Source organism: Stutzerimonas kunmingensis, from assembly GCF_002929225.1.
Classification (GTDB): Bacteria; Pseudomonadota; Gammaproteobacteria; order Pseudomonadales; family Pseudomonadaceae; genus Stutzerimonas.
In genome coordinates, this window is sequence record NZ_PISM01000022.1 from 113544 (window position 1) to 129257 (window position 15714).

Genomic DNA, 15714 nt, shown 5'->3' on the forward strand with positions numbered 1-15714 from the left:
GCGCTCCACATCGCGGAAATCTGTGGAGTCGTCATGACAACAACAATATCCCCACCGCCGCAATGGTCGCGTCGTCGTGCTGAAAAAGCCCGCCGTCTCGACCAGGTGCGCAGCCTCGCCGATGGCGTGGTATTGCCGAGTGACAAGATCGTCGCGGCGCTCGAAGCGTTGATCGCTCCGGGTGATCGGGTGGTGCTCGAAGGCAACAACCAGAAGCAGGCGGACTTTCTCTCCCGTTCGCTGGCCCAGGTCGACCCAGGCAAACTTCACGATCTGCACATGATCATGCCCAGCGTCAGCCGCGCCGAGCATCTGGATCTGTTCGAGCGGCAGATCGCGCGCAAGCTCGACTTCTCCTTTGCCGGCCCGCAGAGCCTGCGCATCAGCCAGTTGCTGGAAGACGGCCTGCTGGAAGTCGGCGCCATCCACACCTACATCGAACTCTACTCGCGCCTCTTGGTGGACCTGATCCCCAACGTCGCGCTGGTCGCCGGCTTCCAGGCCGACCGCCACGGCAATATCTACACCGGCCCCAGCACCGAAGACACCCCGGCGCTGGTCGAGCCCACCGCCTTCAGCGATGGCATCGTCATCGTCCAGATCAACGAGATCGTCGACGAGCTGCCACGCGTGGACATCCCGGCGAGCTGGGTCGATTTCGTCGTGGTGGCGGACAAGCCCTTCTACATCGAGCCGCTGTTCACCCGCGACCCGCGCCACATCAAGCCGGTGCACGTGCTGATGGCGATGATGGCGATCCGCGGCATCTACGAAAAACACAACGTGCAGTCGCTCAATCACGGCATCGGTTTCAACACCGCGGCCATCGAGCTGATCCTGCCGACCTACGGCGAATCCCTCGGCCTGAAAGGCAAGATCTGCCGCAACTGGACGCTCAACCCGCACCCGACGCTGATCCCGGCGATCGAGACTGGCTGGGTCGAGAGCGTGCATTGCTTCGGCACCGAGCTGGGCATGGAGAACTACATCGCCCAGCGCCCGGACGTGTTCTTCACCGGCCGCGACGGCTCCATGCGCTCCAATCGCATGATGTGCCAGCTGGCCGGGCAGTACGCCGTGGACCTGTTCATCGGCGCCACCCTGCAGGTTGATGGCGACGGCCATTCCTCTACCGTTACCCGCGGGCGTCTGGCCGGCTTCGGCGGCGCGCCGAACATGGGCCACGACCCGCGCGGTCGCCGTCACCCGACCCCGGCCTGGCTGGACATGGCCATGCCCGGTGGCGAAGCGCCGGTAACCATGCTCGAGCGCGGCAAGAAGCTCGTGGTGCAGATGGTCGAGACCTTCCAGGAAGGCGGCAAACCCACCTTCGTCGAGCAGCTCGATGCCATCGAGGTGGCGAAGAAGAGCGGCATGCCGCTGGCACCGATCATGATCTACGGCGACGACGTCACCCACCTGCTTACCGAGGAAGGCATCGCCTACCTGTACAAGGCGCGCTCGCTGGAAGAACGCCAGGCAATGATCGCTGCGGTGGCCGGCGTCACCAGCATCGGCCTGCGGCACAACCCGAAGGACACCGAGCGCATGCGCCGCGAAGGGCTGATCGCCCTGCCGGAAGACCTCGGCATCCGCCGCAACGATGCGACGCGCGAACTGCTGGCGGCCAAGAGCATCGCCGAACTGGTCGACTGGTCCGGCGGCCTCTACAACCCGCCCGCCAAGTTCAGGAGCTGGTGATGAGTGCCCTCATTGCAAGACAACAGCCCTCGCTGGCCGAGCGGCTGGCGGATCTGGCGGTGCAGGCGCTGGTCGACGAGGCCGACCTGTCGCCCAAGCCCGGCCTGGTGGATCGGCGCGGCAATGGCGCGCACGACGACCTGCATCTGGGCCTGATGCACGCCTCGGCGAACGCCTTGTGGCCGACCTTCAAAGCCATGGCCGACGCAGCGCTGGTGATTGGTGAAGTCGGCCAGCCACTGCGCGAGACGCTCGGCCAGCTGGGGCGTGATGGCGAAGCCGAGATGCTGCGCGTCACCGGCGGGGTGAATACGCACCGTGGTGCCATCTGGGCGCTGGGGCTGCTCAGCGCGGCAGCGGCACTCGAGAGCGCTGCGCGCAGCGCTCGGCCGATTGCCGCCAGCGCCGCAGCGCTGGCGCGCCTGAGCGATCCGGCCGCGCCGGCCAACCCCGACAGCCATGGTGCACGGGTCTGCCGCACCTACGGCGTGCTCGGTGCCCGTGAACAGGCGCAGCACGGCTTTCCCGCGGTCATCGAACAGGGCCTGCCGCAGCTGCACGCCAGCCGCCGCGCCGGTGCCGGCGAGCAGAACGCCCGGCTCGATGCGTTGCTGGCGATCATGAGTGACCTGACCGACACCTGCGTGCTGCACCGCGCCGGCCGCGAAGGTCTGACCCGCATGCAGGCCGGTGCCCGCGCCGTGCTCGATGCCGGCGGTTGCGCCAGCCTGGCCGGCCGTCGTCGGCTGCGCGCACTGGAAGGCGAGATGCTGAGCCTTCGCGCTTCGCCGGGCGGTGCCGCCGACCTGCTCGCCGCCACCTTATTCCTCGACCGCCTGACGCCAGCCGCGTCGGCGCCGATTGGGAGCTATTGATCATGGAAACCCTGTCTTTCGAATTCGCCGCCGGGCAGCCCGCCCGCGGCAAGGCCCTGGTCGGCGTGGTCGGCTCGGGCGATCTGGAAGTGCTGCTCGAACCCGGCCAGGCCGGCAAGCTGGCGATCCAGGTGGTTACCTCGGTCAACGGTGCCGAGCAACGCTGGCAGCAACTGTTCGAGCGGATGTTTCGCGAACAGACGCCTCCGGCATTGAACATCGATATTCACGATTTTGGGGCCACACCCGGCGTAGTGCGTCTGCGCCTGGAGCAGGGACTGGAGGAGGTCGGCCATGACTGATGTGTCCGCTAACACCGTGGCCCGTCTGCTGCAATCGCGCAGCTTCGTCGAGCTCGGTGCTCGCCAGCGTGCCCGCGCACTGCTGGATGAAGGCAGCTTCCGCGAACTGCTCGATCCGTTCGATCGCGTCACCTCGCCCTGGCTGCCGAAGCAGGGCATCGTCACCCAGGCCGATGATGGCGTGGTGGTTGCCAAGGGCACGATCGACGGCCAGCCGGCGGTGATCGCCGCCATCGAAGGCGCTTTCCAGGGCGGCAGCATGGGCGAGGTCGGCGGCGCGAAGATCGCCGGCGCGCTGGAGCTGGCCGCCGAAGACAACCGCAACGGCATTCCCACCCGCGCCGTGCTGCTGCTGGAAACTGGCGGCGTGCGCCTGCAGGAAGCCAACCTGGGGCTGGCCGCGATCGCCGAGATCCAGGCCGCCATCGTCGAGCTGCGCGCCTACCAGCCGGTGATCGGCGTGGTCGCCGGCTCGGTCGGCTGCTTCGGCGGGATGTCCATCGCCGCCGGGCTGTGCAGCTACCTGGTCGTCACCCGTGAAGCGCGGGTCGGCCTCAACGGCCCGCAGGTGATCGAACAGGAAGCCGGTATCGAGGAATACGACTCGCGTGACCGTCCGTTCATCTGGAGCCTGACCGGCGGCGAGCAGCGCCACGCCAGCGGTCTGGTGGACGCCTACGTCGCCGACGACACCGACGCCCTGCGCGCCGAGCTGCGGCGGTTGTTCGCCCAAGGCAAGCCAGCGCAGCCGCGCAGCCGCCGGCATACCTGGTTCCTGCAACGCCTGGCCGATGCCGACACCCGCGCGCAGCTCGATGCCGCGGCGGTGCGCGCCCTCTATCAAGGAGATGCCCAATGAGCCGTGGACTGAACTGGTTGCAAGCCCTGGCCGGTGGTCAGGCCCTGGCGGGCTATCCCGCCTCGGTGAAGGTGGTCGACGGCGAACTGGCCGGCCGCGCCGCGCGCTACATCGCCGTGGTGCCGGACGCCGAGAGCCCTTTCCCACGTGCCCGTCATGGCGAAGTCGGCCTGCTCGAAGGCTGGGGTCTGGGCAAGGCCGTGGATGAAGTCATCGAGGCCGACCGTGAGAAGAGCGACAAGCGCGTACTGGTCGCCGTGGTCGACGTGCCGAGCCAGGCCTACGGCCGCCGCGAGGAGGCCCTGGGCATTCACCAGGCGCTGGCCGGCGCGGTGGACGGCTATGCCCGTGCCCGCCTGGCGGGGCATCCGGTGGTTTCGCTGCTGGTCGGCAAGGCCATGTCCGGCGCCTTCCTCGCCCATGGCTATCAGGCCCAGCGGATCATCGCCCTGCGCGATCCGGGCGTGATGGTGCATGCCATGGGCAAGGCCGCCGCGGCGCGCATCACCCTGCGCAGCGTCGAGGAACTGGAAGCGCTGGCCGAGTCGGTGCCGCCGATGGCCTACGACATCGACAACTACGCGACCCTCGGCCTGCTTTGGGAAACCCTCTCGGTGGACAACATCGAGCAGCCCGCCGGCGGCGACCTGCAGCGGGTGCGCGAGTGCCTGCACAAGGCCGTCGAAGACATCGGCAGCAGCAGCGACCTGCGTGGCCGCCTCGGTGCGGCGAACCGCGAGGCGTCGTCCAGGGTGCGCGAGCTGTTGCGCGCGCAGTGGTAACGGCTGGCGGCCGTCGAAGCGGCCGCTGACCCCGCCGGTAACCCGGCAACCAACAACAAGAGCAGGAGACTGCCATGTACCAGCCTCAACATCCGCGGCCCCACGACCTGCTCTGGGGCATGCGCCCCGAGGAGTTGCCCGCCGATGCCCCGGCCTGGGCGCTCGCCGTGCTCGCCGCCGGCCAGCCGGTGGTGGTGCGGCGTGCGGTCGTCGCGGCCGGGCAGGTAGCGGTCGGCCTGCGTGGTGCCACACGCGACCAGCGCCTGGCCGCGACGATGCCGCTCACGGCGATCAGTCGCCGGCTTGCGCCGGAGGATTTGCGCGGACGCCAGGCGAGCGAGGACCTACCGGTGTTCCTCGTGCTCGCCGAACTGCGGCCGTTGCTCGATGCGCTGGGGCACGTCTGGGGCGTCACCGGCTCGGCGGGCTTCCAGCTCGCCAGCGGGCTGCCTGCGGTGCATCCGGACAGCGATCTCGACCTGCTGCTCAGAGCCGAACAACCGCTGCCGCGCAGTGAGGCGCGCCCGCTGTTGCAGCTGCTGGAAGGTCGCGCCTGCCGCGTCGACCTGCAGCTGCAAACCCCGCTCGGTGGCGTCGCGCTCTCTGAATGGGCCGGCGGCGCCGCGCGGGTGCTGCTCAAGAGCGCCACCGGGCCGCGCCTGGTCAGCGATCCCTGGGCCGAGGAGCGTGCCGCATGAGCAGCCTGTTTGCCTTTCCCGGCCAGGGCGCGCAGAAGCCCGGCATGCTCCAGCGTCTGCCGCAGGAGCCTGAAGTGCTCGAATGCCTGGCGCAGGCCAGTGCGGTGCTGGGCGAAGATGCGCGGCTGCTCGATTCGGCTGAGGCGTTGCAATCCACGCGTGCCGTGCAGCTCTGCCTGCTGATCGCCGGTGTGGCCGGAGCGCGGCTGCTGATGCGTGATGGCCAGCGGCCGGACTATGTCGCCGGGCTGTCCATCGGTGCCTACGCCGCGGCGGTGGTCGCCGGGGCGCTGGACTATCGCGATGCGGTGCGACTGGTTGCGCTGCGTGGCGAGCTGATGCAGCGGGCCTACCCACACGGCTACGGCATGACCGCCATCCTCGGCCTGTCGCTGGGCACGGTCGAGGGCCTGCTGACGGAGGTCGCGGAGCCCGCCTACCTGGCCAATATCAACGCCGACAACCAGCTCGTCATCGCCGGCAGCGACGCCGCCATGGCCGCAGTCGCCGCCCGCGCCAAGGCTCTCGGCGCCTCCTGTGCGCGGCGCCTGGCGATGAGCGTGCCCTCGCATTGCGCGCTGCTTGAGCAGCCGGCACAGCGGCTGGCCGAAGCCTTCTCCGACGTCAGCCTGCGCGCTCCGCAAGTTCGCTATCTGAGCGGCTCATCCGCACGCCCGATATTCGATAGCGAGCGCCTGCGCGACGACCTGGCCTTCAACATGTGCCGCGTCGTCGACTGGCACGGCACCCTGCGCACCGCCTACGAACGCGGCGTGCGTCTGCATATCGAACTGCCCCCGGGCTCGGTACTGACCGGCCTGGCACGACGGGTTTTCGAACAGGGTACGCTGGCCGCATTCGACGGCGCCCGGCTCGATACGCTGGACGCCTTGCTGCGTCAGGAGGTAGGTCGAACCGAGTAGAGCGTGCACGGGCTTGCCGGACCGGACGGTGCGGCAGGCTGCGGGAAACGGTCGACGCCGGCCGTCCCGCTCGATGGATAACAACAACTCACTTCGACAACAGGCGCATCGGGCCGGTACTGCCGGGCATCGGGCGCCACTGGAGGACAACAACAATGATCATCTTCGGTGTGGCCTTTCTGGCCTTGTGCACGCTGAGCGGGCTGTTCGCCGGCGAACTGCTGGGCAAGCTGCTCGGCGTGCCGGCCAACGTCGGCGGCGTCGGCATTGCGATGGTGCTGCTGATCCTGCTCGGCAGTTATCTGAAGAACCGTGGCCTGTTCAAGGCCGATACCGAACAGGGCGTGAAGTTCTGGAGCGCGGTGTACATCCCCATCGTGGTCGCCATGGCCGCGCAGCAGAACGTCTACGGCGCGCTGTCCGGCGGACCGATGGCAATCCTCGCCGGCGTCGCGGCGGTGGTGCTGGCCTTTGCCCTGCTGCCGGTGCTGGACCGCATCGGGCGAAAAAAGCCTGAGGCCGAGCCGGCCGCAGCCGTCAAACCTGTCGTCGGCGCGCGGGGGTAACGGCCATGTACGAATCTCTGATGAAAGTGGTGTCCGGCTACGGCCTGATCAGCGGCTTCGCCCTCATCGGCGCGACCATGTGGCTGTCCTACTGGCTGTCGGACAAGCTGACCAAGGGCCGTCTGCACGGCTCGGCCGTGGCGATCCTCATTGGCCTGTTGCTCTCCTACATCGGCGGGGTGGTGACCGGCGGGCAGAAAGGGCTGGTCGATATCGCGCTGTTCTCCGGCATCGGCCTGCTCGGCGGCGCCATGCTGCGCGACTTCGCCATCGTCGCCACCGGCTTCGGTGTGAGTGTCGATGAACTCAAGCAGGCCGGCTTCGTCGGCGTGCTGGCGCTGTTCGTCGGTGTGTTCGCCTCGTTCGTCGCCGGTGTCGGCGTGGCGCTGGCCTTCGGCTACACCGATGCGGTGAGCCTGACCACCATCGGCGCCGGCGCGGTGACCTACATCGTCGGCCCGGTGACCGGCGCGGCGATTGGCGCCAGCTCCGAGGTGATGGCGCTGTCGATTGCCGCCGGTCTGGTCAAGGCGATTCTGGTGATGGTGGCGACGCCCTTCGTCGCGCCGCTGATCGGCCTGAACAACCCGCGCGCGGCGGTGATCTTCGGTGGCCTGATGGGCACTTCCAGCGGCGTCGCCGGCGGCCTGGCGGCGACCGACGCCAAGCTGGTGCCGTATGGCTGCCTGACCGCGGCGTTCTACACCGCGCTGGGCTGCCTGCTCGGACCGTCGCTGCTGTACTTCGTCATGCGCGGATTGTTGGGCTGAGCTGCCCCCCGCTGTAATTCCCCGCCATACGCAGCGCGCCCTTCAGGGCGCGTTTGCGTTCATCAAGGAATGCCGAAAGATGAACTCTCTCAAGGTCAGCCACAAACTGGCCCTTGGCTTCGCCGCCGTTCTGGCGCTGACCATCGCCGTCGCACTGATCGGTATCTATGGCATGGATGCATTGATCTCTCGCAGCGACAAGGCGCAGAGCGCAGCCAAATTGCTCGACGAGGCCAATCGCATCCGTTACGCCCAGGTCAGCTTCGAGACCCGCGGCGATCCCCGTCATGTGGAAGTGGTCGAACAGTCCGTGGCCCGGGTTGTCGAGCTGGTGCAGGAGCAGAAGGCTGAATTCAGCGATCCGCAGGACCTGCAGCGCCTGGACGTCATCGCCAGTGAGGCCCAGCACTACCGCCAGCGCTTCCTTGAACTGGCCGGGCTCTGGGAGCGCAAGGTGAAGACGCGTAGCAGCTGGGTCGCGGCTGGCAACACGTCCGATGCACTGATCGCCGAGCTGGAGGCGCGCTGGGCCGGCACGCCGGACGCACCGGTCATGCATGAGGATCCGCGTAGCGCAGCCATCGGCCTGCAGGCCGGTGAAGTCTCCAAGCACAACCGCATGGTGCGCTTCATGGTACGCGGCTACCTGATGACCGAGACCGAGCAGTCGCTGCAGCAATTGCAGCAACAGTTCAGCACGCTGCAAGCGGCGGTGGACAGGCTGGATGCCCAGCTGGCCGGTACCCCCGGCGTCGATCTGCAGCCTCTGCGTGACTCGGTGGCGACCTATATCCGCCAGTTCGGCCAGCTGCCGCCGATCGTCGCCGCCCAGGCGCAGGCGCGCGAAGAGATGCAGAGCATCTTCGACAGCATCTACCGCAACACCAGCGAAATCGTGCAGACCCAGACCGACAAGCGCAGCGCCGAAGCCGGACAGAAAAAGGCGCTGCTGCTGGCAATCACGCTGCTGGCGGTGGCGCTGGGATCGCTGATCAGCTGGCTCATCGTGCGTCAGCTGACGCAACCGCTGGCCCAGGCCGTGGCGATCGCCGCGCGCATCGGTGCAGGCGACATGACCGAGCAGCCGCGGCAGCGGCGCAGCGACGAGTTTGGCCAGCTGCTCGATGCGCTGGACCGCACCCGTGACAATCTGCGTGACCTGATCGGCCGCATGAGCGGCATCACCGGCCAGCTGGCCAGCGCGGCGGAGGAGCTTTCGGCGGTGACCGAACAGACTAGCGCGGGCATCCAGAGCCAGCGCCTGGAAACCGATCAGGTCGCCACCGCCATGCACGAGATGGCCGCGACCGTGCAGGAGGTGGCGCGCAATGCTGACGAGGCGTCCAGCGCCGCGCAGCATGCCGACCGCCAGGCGGCGCAGGGTGATGTGGTGGTGCAGCGGGCCCTGACGCAGATAGACCGCCTGTCCTCCCAGGTCGGGCTGTCGGCCGAGGCAATGGCGCAGCTGAACCAGGAAACGGCGGGTATCAGCACCGTGCTCACGGTGATCAACGGCATTGCCGAACAGACCAACCTGCTCGCCCTCAATGCCGCCATCGAGGCGGCCCGCGCTGGTGACGCCGGTCGCGGGTTCGCCGTGGTGGCCGACGAGGTGCGCGGCCTGGCGTTGCGCACCCAGCAGTCGACGGCGCAGATCGAGGAGCTGATCGGCAATCTGCAGAAGGGCGCGCTGCATGCCTCGTCGCTGATGGACAGCAGCCGCGGCCTGGCCGATGAGACGGTCAGGCTGGCGCGTGATGTCGGCGACGAGCTGCAGGCCATTACCCGCACGATCTCGACCATCCAGGCGATGAACATGCAGATCGCTACGGCGTCGGAAGAGCAGAGTTCGGTGGCCGAAGACATCAACCGCAGCGTGCTCAGCGTGCGCGATGTGGCCGAGCAGTCGGCCGCGGCCGCGCAGCAGACCGCGGCCTCGACGGTGCAGCTGGCGCGACTGGGCAGCGAGCTGCAGGAGCTGACCGCGCGCTTCCAGGTCTGAAGCGATCCGCACAGCCGGTGCGGGGTGCGAGCTGCTGCGCCCTTCGCCCGGCCTCTCGTCTCCTCGGCCCAACGTCGGGGGTTACAGCGGTAGGTTTTTCTGGCAGGGTGTCTCTGCGATTGCGTGACGATTTGCCACAGCTGGCGGTCGACGCGAATCGATGTGATTGCGGGAGAGACTGCCGCATGGCAGCGCCGAAGGAGCAACCGCCCCGGAAACTCTCAGGCAAAAGGACCGCTATCACTGCTGACACTCTGAAGAGCCGCCCGGTTTTCGTCGCCGGGCGCACCGAAGGAGCAAGCGAGCCGTCACGCGCTCGTGAATCTCTCAGGTCCAGAACAGAGGGGGCGCCCGCCGCGCGTTGGGCGCACGGGCTATGACCCCCTTGACGTTCTGGAGCGACAACAATGAAAACAATCGCAGTCATCGGTGGCGGTATCACCGGCGTCACCACCGCCTATGCCCTGGCCAAGCGCGGCTTCTCCGTCACCCTGCTGGAAAAGCACCGCTACGCGGCGATGGAAACCTCGTTCGCCAACGGCGGCCAGCTGTCCGCCTCCAATGCCGAGGTCTGGAACCACTGGTCGACCATCGTCAAGGGCCTCAAGTGGATGCTCAAGAGCGATGCGCCGCTGCTGGTCAATCCCAAGCCTAGTTGGCACAAGCTGTCCTGGTTCGCCGAGTTCATCGGCTCGATCCCCAACTACCGGCAGAACACCATCGAAACCGCACGCCTGGCCATCGCCGCGCGCGAGCACCTTTTTGCCTGGGCCGAGGCGGAAGGCATCGACTTCGACCTGAAGAAGAAGGGCATCCTGCACATCTACCGCGACAAGGCCGGCTTCGAGCATGCCGGGCTGGTCTCGCGCCTGCTTGCCGAAGGCGGCCTGCCGCGGCGCAGCGTGACGCCGGAAGAGATGCGCGCCATCGAGCCGACTTTGGCCGGCACCTACTACGGTGGCTACTTCACCGAGTGCGACTCCACCGGCGACATCCACAAGTTCACCCATGGCCTGGCCATGGCGATCGAGCGCCTCGGCGTGCGTTGCCTGTATGGCGAGGACGTGCAGGCGGTGGCTACCGACGGCAAGCGCGCGACCGTGACGCTGGGCGGCGTTGCCGGTGGCGAGCGTCTGGAGTTCGACGGCCTGGTGATCTGCGCCGGCACCGCCAGCCGTGGACTAGCCGCGCAGCTCGGCGACCGGGTGAACATCTATCCGGTCAAGGGCTATTCGATCACGGTCAACCTGGCCGACGAAGTCAGCCGTGCCTCGGCACCCATCGTCAGCCTGCTCGACGACGAGACCAAGCTGGTCAGCAGTCGCCTCGGTGATGATCGCTTCCGCGTCGCTGGCACCGCCGAGTTCAACGGCTACAACCGCGACATCCGTGCCGATCGCATCCGCCCGCTGGTGGACTGGGTCAACCAGTGCTTCCCCGGCGTCAACACCCGCAGCGTAGTGCCCTGGGCCGGCCTGCGGCCGATGATGCCGAACATGATGCCCAAGGTCGGCCGCGGCAGCGCGCCATGCGTGTTCTACAACACCGGCCACGGCCACCTGGGCTGGACGCTGAGTGCAATCACCGCGGACATGGTCGGTGACGTCGTGGCGCAAAGCCTGGGCCGGCCGGCTCCGGTTGCGTCCGGGCAAACAGCCGTCGCATAACGCAGTCGGCCGTAGGGTGGAAGACGGCGAAGCCTCTTCCACCGTTGCGGCGCCGGCTCTGCACCCACGGTGTGGCTACCTTCACGCTCGGCGCAGGCCGTGCTTTCCGGCGTGCGGTTTTGAGTGGCCGTATCGCGCTCGGCGTCGTTGCGAAAGACTGCGTGGATAAGCTTCGCGTTATCCATCCTACGTCGCCCAACACAGCGGTCGTAGGGTGGAAGACGGCGAAGCCTCTTCCACCACTGCGCCGCCCATCGAATCATCTTTCCGTCCCGCTCGGCCGCATGCGGACGCTGCTTCAACTCGGGTGTTTCAGGCTGTACATCCGGCATTCGGCGAGCAGCGCCAGTAGGTTGGGGTCGCGCTCCTTGGCCTTGAGGAATACCACGCCGATATGCTGCTGCAGGTGATAACGCGCCTGCAGCGGGATCAGCCGCACCCGCGATTCGTAGACCATGCCCACGCGCCCCGGCAGCAGCGCGTAGCCGACCCCGGAATTGACCATGCTGAGCAGGGTGAAGATGTCGTTCACCTGCATCGCCACCTTCGGCTCGAAGCCCGCCAGCTGGAACACCCGGTTGCCGTCCTGGTGGGTGGCGAAGCCCTGCGACAGGGTGATGAAGGTGGCGTCGCGCAGGTCGCTGAGGTCCACCTCGCTCTGATTGGCGAAGGGCGAGTCGGCCGGCGCGGCGAGGAAGATGTCGTCGGAAAACAGCTGCACCTGCGCGCAGTCCGGGTCTGCGACGCTTTCGTTGAGCGACACCAGAATGGCGTCCAGCTCCATGTTCTTCAGCTTGTAGAGCAGGTCGACGTTGGAGCCGAGGATCAGGTCGATGTTGAGTTCGCTGCGGCGCAGTTTCAGACCCATGATCAGCTGCGGCACGGTCTTCACCGTCAGCGAATACAGCGCGCCGAGCTTGAAACGCTCGGCCGAGAAGCCGGCGGCTTCGCGGGTCTGGCGCACCGTCTCGAGCACGTCCTTGACCAGCTGCTGGGCGCGCTCTTCCAGCACGTAGGCGCTTTCCAGCGGGATCAGGTTGCGCCCCTCGTGCTTGAACAGCGGGCAGCGCAGCGCGCTTTCCAGGGAGTGGATGGCGCGGTGCACGCTGACGTTGCTGGTGTTCAGCTCCACCGCGGCCTTGCCCAGATTGCCGCTGCGCATGAAGGCCAGAAAAACTTCCAGCTTCTTCAGGGTCAGTTCTTCGTCGATCTGCATGGCTTCGGCTCCGCGGGCGGGTCGACGATTATGCCGGACGAGGGCGCACTGCGGCGCCTCACCAGCGCAGCAGGCGCGGCCCGAGGAGTGTACCGAGCACGCCGGGCAGCAAGATACCGAGCAGGTACCAGAGCGCCCAGAACGGCACCGCCATCTCCGGGCAGTGCAGGCTGTAGGCGAGGGCTGCGATGCTACCGGCGAGCAGGCCGGCAGCGCCGCCGGCCAGGCGCGGGCGCGTCGGCGCCAGCCCGCGCAACGCCCAGAACGCGGCGATGAAGGCGGGGATCGACAGCAGCGCGATGTTTGCCAGGCACTCGCGCCAGGTTTTGCCGAGCAGCAGCGGCATGCGTGCGTCGGCCGGGGCGGTAATCAGAATCACCACTGCGGCGACCCAGACGATCACTACCGGCGCCGCCAGCAGCAGCCAGCTGCGATCTACCCGCGTGCCGGGGCGGGCCATGCGCATGGTCAGCAACAGCGCACCGAAGAGCAGGGTCGCCGGCAGTGCCAGCTTGGCCCAGAACAGCGGCGTGGTGGCGATCACCGCCAGGTCTGCGCGGATGTCATAACCCGTCCCGATCAGCAACAGCGCGCCGGCCAGGCCGCACAGCAGCGCCGTGGCGAAGCGCTTGGCGACGACGTGCCGGTCCACCGGTGCAACCTCGCTGGCGAGTAGGGCGATCAGGTCATCGGTTTTCATGCGCCACCTCGAATCTTCTCCGCCAGGGCCTTGAGCCCGCGATGGATGCCGACCTTGATCGCCGAGCTGGAAGGCCCGGTCAGACGCGCAGTTTCTTCCACCGAGCGGCCCTCCAGTTTGACGTGAACGATGGGTAGTCGCTGGCGTGGCGGCAGCTGCTGGAGCAGTTTGCCCAGGTCGCGGCGGGCCTCGGCCTGCGCGTTGTCCTGTACGGCCAGCAACTCGTCGGCCTCGTCCAGCCAGCCCCTCTGCGCGGCCTGACGGCCACGGGTGCGGTAGTGGTCGGCCAGCTTGTAGCGACAGATCGCCTGCACCCAGACCGTCAGCGGCTGCTCAGCGCGATAGGTCTGCCGCGCATTGTGCACCGCCAGCAGTACCTCCTGCAGAACGTCCTCCAGCTCGCTCGACTGCGACAGGCGGCGACGCAGAAAACCGCGCAGATGGCCGCCGAGCTGATCAAGGAATGCCCGATAGGCCCTCGCATCGCCATCCAGCCCGCGCAGCAGCAGCGCGCGCAGCTCGTTCTCGCGGGCCTGGAGTGTCTCCTGAGAGGTAGTTCGTTCCATCGGCTGCTCTGGTTACAGGTGGAACCGCGAAATGTCCGCCGCCCGTCGGCCAGGGTCACGGTAGGGACGTCGCGAGGAAATCTCAAAATTATTTTTCGCTGGCTGTAACCACCACGACTGACGCAGCGAATTACCTGACGAGCCATCTGCAGATTCGCCGATGGCCACTCAACGATTGCGGAGAATCCAACATGAAGACTCTCAACCTTGCGGCCGCCGCCATTGCCCTGGCTTCGATCGCCGCGGGCGCTCAGGCAGGCGAGAACGACAAAGGCGATATGGAGAAATGCTACGGCGTCGCGCTTGCCGGACAGAACGATTGCAAGGCTGGTGCCGGCACCAGCTGCGCCGGCAGTGCCAAGCGCGATTATCAGGGCAACGCCTGGAAACTGGTGCCCGCCGGCACCTGCACCTCGATCGAGACGCCCAAGGGGATGGGCTCGCTGACGCCGGTCGAACGCTGAGCGTAGCGTGCCGGCCATGCAGATTCTCGGAGCAGGACTAGGGCTCAAACCCGAGCATTACACGGACGCCTGCGACTGCGTGGCGGACGGGCTGTGGTTCGAGGTCCATCCGGAAAACTACATGGTCGGCGGCGGCCCACGGCTCGACTGGCTGGAAGCAGTGGGCGCGCGGCACCCGCTGTCGCTGCACGGTGTGTCGCTGTCGCTGGCTGCCGACTGTGCGCCGGATGAGACGCACCTGCAGCGGCTCAAGGCGCTGGCCGAGCGTGTGCGGCCTGCGCTGATCTCCGAACACCTGGCCTGGTCGAGCTGGCGCGGCAATTACCATCCTGATCTGTTGCCATTTCCGCGGAAAACGGCGGTGTTGATGCGAATCGCGGCGAACATCGAGCGCACCCAGGAGGTGCTTGGGCAGCGCATCGCCATCGAGAATCCCAGCCATTACCTGCGCTTCGAGCAGCATGAGTGGGACGAGATCGATTTTCTCGCCGAACTCAGCCAACGCAGCGGCTGCGGCCTGCTGCTGGACGTCAACAACGTGCAGGTCAGCGCGCACAACCTGGGTTTCGATGCGGCGGCCTATCTAAAGCGCTTTCCGGCCGCGCCGATCATGGAGATCCACCTGGCCGGGCACAGCCGGGATGACGCGTCTTCGCTGCTGGTCGACTCGCACGATGCGCCGGTGGACGCGGCGGTCTGGGCACTCTATCGGCAACTGATCGAGCGTATCGGCCCGCGCCCGACGCTGATCGAGCGCGACGACAAGCTGCCCCCCTTCGAGACGCTGCTGGCCGAGCGCACCCGTGCCCAGCAGGTGCTCGATGAAGTGAGGGCCTGGCAATGAGCGGCTCGCTGGCGGCATTTCAGGACGCCTTCGTCGCCGCGCTGACCGACGCGCCCGATAGTGCAGCGGGCGAGGTCGCTGCGCTGGTCGCGCAGCCCGGTTTCGCGGTGTACCGCAATACGCTGGCGAAGGGTTGTGTCGATGCGCTGCGCGCCAATTTCCCTGCCATCGAACGACTGGTGGGGGAGGAGTGGTTTGCTGCCGCCGCGGCGCTGTACGCGCGCGAGAAGCCGCCGCGCCGTGGCCCTTTGCTTGAGTACGGTGAGGATTTTCCGGCCTTCCTGCAGGATTTCGAACCGGCGCGCGAGCTGCCCTATCTGTCTGGCGTCGCGCAGTTGGAGCGGCTCTGGCTCGAGGCATTCAGCGCCGTGGAGCAACCCGTTCTCGCCCTCGCTGCCCTGGCGACGCACACCCCGCAGCAGCTGGCCCGGCAGACGCTCGTTCCGCGCGCTGCGCTGCGTTGGCGGTGGTTCGCCGAGCTGCCGGTTTTCAGCATCTGGAGTTGCACCCGTGAAGGACGCCAGCTGCCGGCAGAGCTGGTCTGGCAAGGCGAAGGGGCACTGCTGAGCCGAAGCGCCGGCCGCATCGGCTGGCAGCCACTCGAACGCGGCGGCTGTGCATTTCTCGACGCCTGTGCCGCTGGCCGCTCGCTGGAGCAGGCCTCGGAACAGGCGCTGGCGGCTCAACCGCAACTCGACTTCAACGACCTGCTAGGCCGGCTGCTGGCGGCAGGCGCGTTCGCCGCGCTGGTGCCGACGACGCCGTCCACATGAGGAACC

Annotated in this window: 17 protein-coding genes and 1 riboswitch; of the genes, 14 read left to right on the plus strand and 3 right to left on the minus strand. The window is 67.4% G+C overall.

Annotated features, from left to right (window positions below; genetic code table 11):
• The first annotated feature begins 33 nt into the window (after positions 1 to 33).
• The 11 genes from mdcA to CW305_RS19885 all read left to right on the plus strand — a co-directional run bounded on the left by mdcA (position 34) and on the right by CW305_RS19885 (position 11145).
• Positions 34 to 1701: a malonate decarboxylase subunit alpha gene (mdcA, locus tag CW305_RS19835; RefSeq protein ID WP_104098739.1), complete on the plus strand. Its 1668-nt coding sequence runs from the start codon at positions 34 to 36 to the stop codon at positions 1699 to 1701.
• Positions 1701 to 2576 carry a triphosphoribosyl-dephospho-CoA synthase gene (locus CW305_RS19840; protein ID WP_104098740.1) on the plus strand — a complete coding sequence of 292 codons (876 nt, stop codon included), beginning with the start codon at positions 1701 to 1703 and terminating at the stop codon, positions 2574 to 2576. The genes mdcA and CW305_RS19840 overlap by 1 nt, the downstream gene beginning before the upstream one ends.
• Positions 2577 to 2578: 2 nt before the next feature.
• Positions 2579 to 2878, plus strand: a complete 300-nt coding sequence (locus CW305_RS19845; RefSeq protein ID WP_003296879.1) for a malonate decarboxylase subunit delta — start codon at positions 2579 to 2581, stop codon at positions 2876 to 2878.
• Positions 2871 to 3737, plus strand: a complete 867-nt coding sequence (locus tag CW305_RS19850) for a biotin-independent malonate decarboxylase subunit beta (RefSeq protein ID WP_104098741.1) — start codon at positions 2871 to 2873, stop codon at positions 3735 to 3737. Before CW305_RS19845 ends, CW305_RS19850 begins: the two co-directional genes overlap by 8 nt.
• Entirely contained in the window at positions 3734 to 4519 is a 786-nt protein-coding gene (gene mdcE, locus CW305_RS19855; protein WP_104098742.1) for a biotin-independent malonate decarboxylase subunit gamma, read from the plus strand. Before CW305_RS19850 ends, mdcE begins: the two co-directional genes overlap by 4 nt.
• Positions 4520 to 4593: 74 nt before the next feature.
• The gene (locus CW305_RS19860) at positions 4594 to 5217 is read left to right on the plus strand and encodes a malonate decarboxylase holo-ACP synthase (protein WP_104098743.1); all 624 of its coding nucleotides are present in this window, start codon (positions 4594 to 4596) and stop codon (positions 5215 to 5217) included.
• Positions 5214 to 6140, plus strand: a complete 927-nt coding sequence (mdcH, locus tag CW305_RS19865; RefSeq protein ID WP_104098744.1) for a malonate decarboxylase subunit epsilon — start codon at positions 5214 to 5216, stop codon at positions 6138 to 6140. The genes CW305_RS19860 and mdcH overlap by 4 nt, the downstream gene beginning before the upstream one ends.
• A 155-nt stretch (positions 6141 to 6295) precedes the next feature.
• On the plus strand, positions 6296 to 6706 hold the full coding sequence (gene madL, locus CW305_RS19870; RefSeq protein ID WP_104098745.1) for a malonate transporter subunit MadL: 411 nt from the start codon (positions 6296 to 6298) through the stop codon (positions 6704 to 6706).
• 5 nt (positions 6707 to 6711) lie between these two features.
• Positions 6712 to 7476, plus strand: coding sequence for a malonate transporter subunit MadM (gene madM / locus CW305_RS19875; RefSeq protein WP_104098746.1), 765 nt, complete (start codon positions 6712 to 6714; stop codon positions 7474 to 7476).
• Between the two features lie 79 nt (positions 7477 to 7555).
• Positions 7556 to 9478: a methyl-accepting chemotaxis protein gene (locus CW305_RS19880; protein WP_104098747.1), complete on the plus strand. Its 1923-nt coding sequence runs from the start codon at positions 7556 to 7558 to the stop codon at positions 9476 to 9478.
• 159 nt (positions 9479 to 9637) lie between these two features.
• A riboswitch (glycine riboswitch) is annotated at positions 9638 to 9725 on the plus strand.
• A 160-nt stretch (positions 9726 to 9885) separates the two neighbouring features.
• Positions 9886 to 11145, plus strand: coding sequence for a D-amino acid dehydrogenase (locus tag CW305_RS19885; RefSeq protein WP_044316024.1), 1260 nt, complete (start codon positions 9886 to 9888; stop codon positions 11143 to 11145).
• A gap of 298 nt (positions 11146 to 11443) precedes the next feature.
• Here CW305_RS19885 and CW305_RS19890 read toward each other — a convergent pair whose 3' ends face one another.
• The 3 genes from CW305_RS19890 to CW305_RS19900 are packed head-to-tail and all read right to left on the minus strand — an operon-like array spanning position 11444 to position 13627.
• Complete coding sequence (locus CW305_RS19890; RefSeq protein ID WP_003303887.1) at positions 11444 to 12361, minus strand: LysR family transcriptional regulator; 918 nt, start codon at positions 12359 to 12361, stop codon at positions 11444 to 11446.
• A gap of 58 nt (positions 12362 to 12419) precedes the next feature.
• Positions 12420 to 13061, minus strand: coding sequence for an NrsF family protein (locus CW305_RS19895; protein WP_104098748.1), 642 nt, complete (start codon positions 13059 to 13061; stop codon positions 12420 to 12422).
• Positions 13058 to 13627, minus strand: a complete 570-nt coding sequence (locus tag CW305_RS19900; protein WP_104098749.1) for a sigma-70 family RNA polymerase sigma factor — start codon at positions 13625 to 13627, stop codon at positions 13058 to 13060. The genes CW305_RS19895 and CW305_RS19900 overlap by 4 nt, the downstream gene beginning before the upstream one ends.
• Before the next feature lie 191 nt (positions 13628 to 13818).
• Here CW305_RS19900 and CW305_RS19905 point away from each other — a divergent pair, with 191 nt between their 5' ends.
• Genes CW305_RS19905 through CW305_RS19915 form a run of 3 tightly spaced genes read left to right on the plus strand, consistent with a single transcriptional unit; the run spans position 13819 to position 15708 of the window.
• The gene (locus CW305_RS19905; RefSeq protein ID WP_104098750.1) at positions 13819 to 14091 is read left to right on the plus strand and encodes a BufA1 family periplasmic bufferin-type metallophore; all 273 of its coding nucleotides are present in this window, start codon (positions 13819 to 13821) and stop codon (positions 14089 to 14091) included.
• A 16-nt stretch (positions 14092 to 14107) separates the two neighbouring features.
• Positions 14108 to 14935 (plus strand): MNIO family bufferin maturase, encoded by an 828-nt coding sequence (gene bufB, locus CW305_RS19910; protein WP_104099114.1) that lies wholly within the window; start codon positions 14108 to 14110, stop codon positions 14933 to 14935.
• Positions 14932 to 15708 carry an HvfC/BufC N-terminal domain-containing protein gene (locus CW305_RS19915; protein ID WP_023444058.1) on the plus strand — a complete coding sequence of 259 codons (777 nt, stop codon included), beginning with the start codon at positions 14932 to 14934 and terminating at the stop codon, positions 15706 to 15708. The genes bufB and CW305_RS19915 overlap by 4 nt, the downstream gene beginning before the upstream one ends.
• The last annotated feature ends 6 nt before the right edge of the window (positions 15709 to 15714 follow it).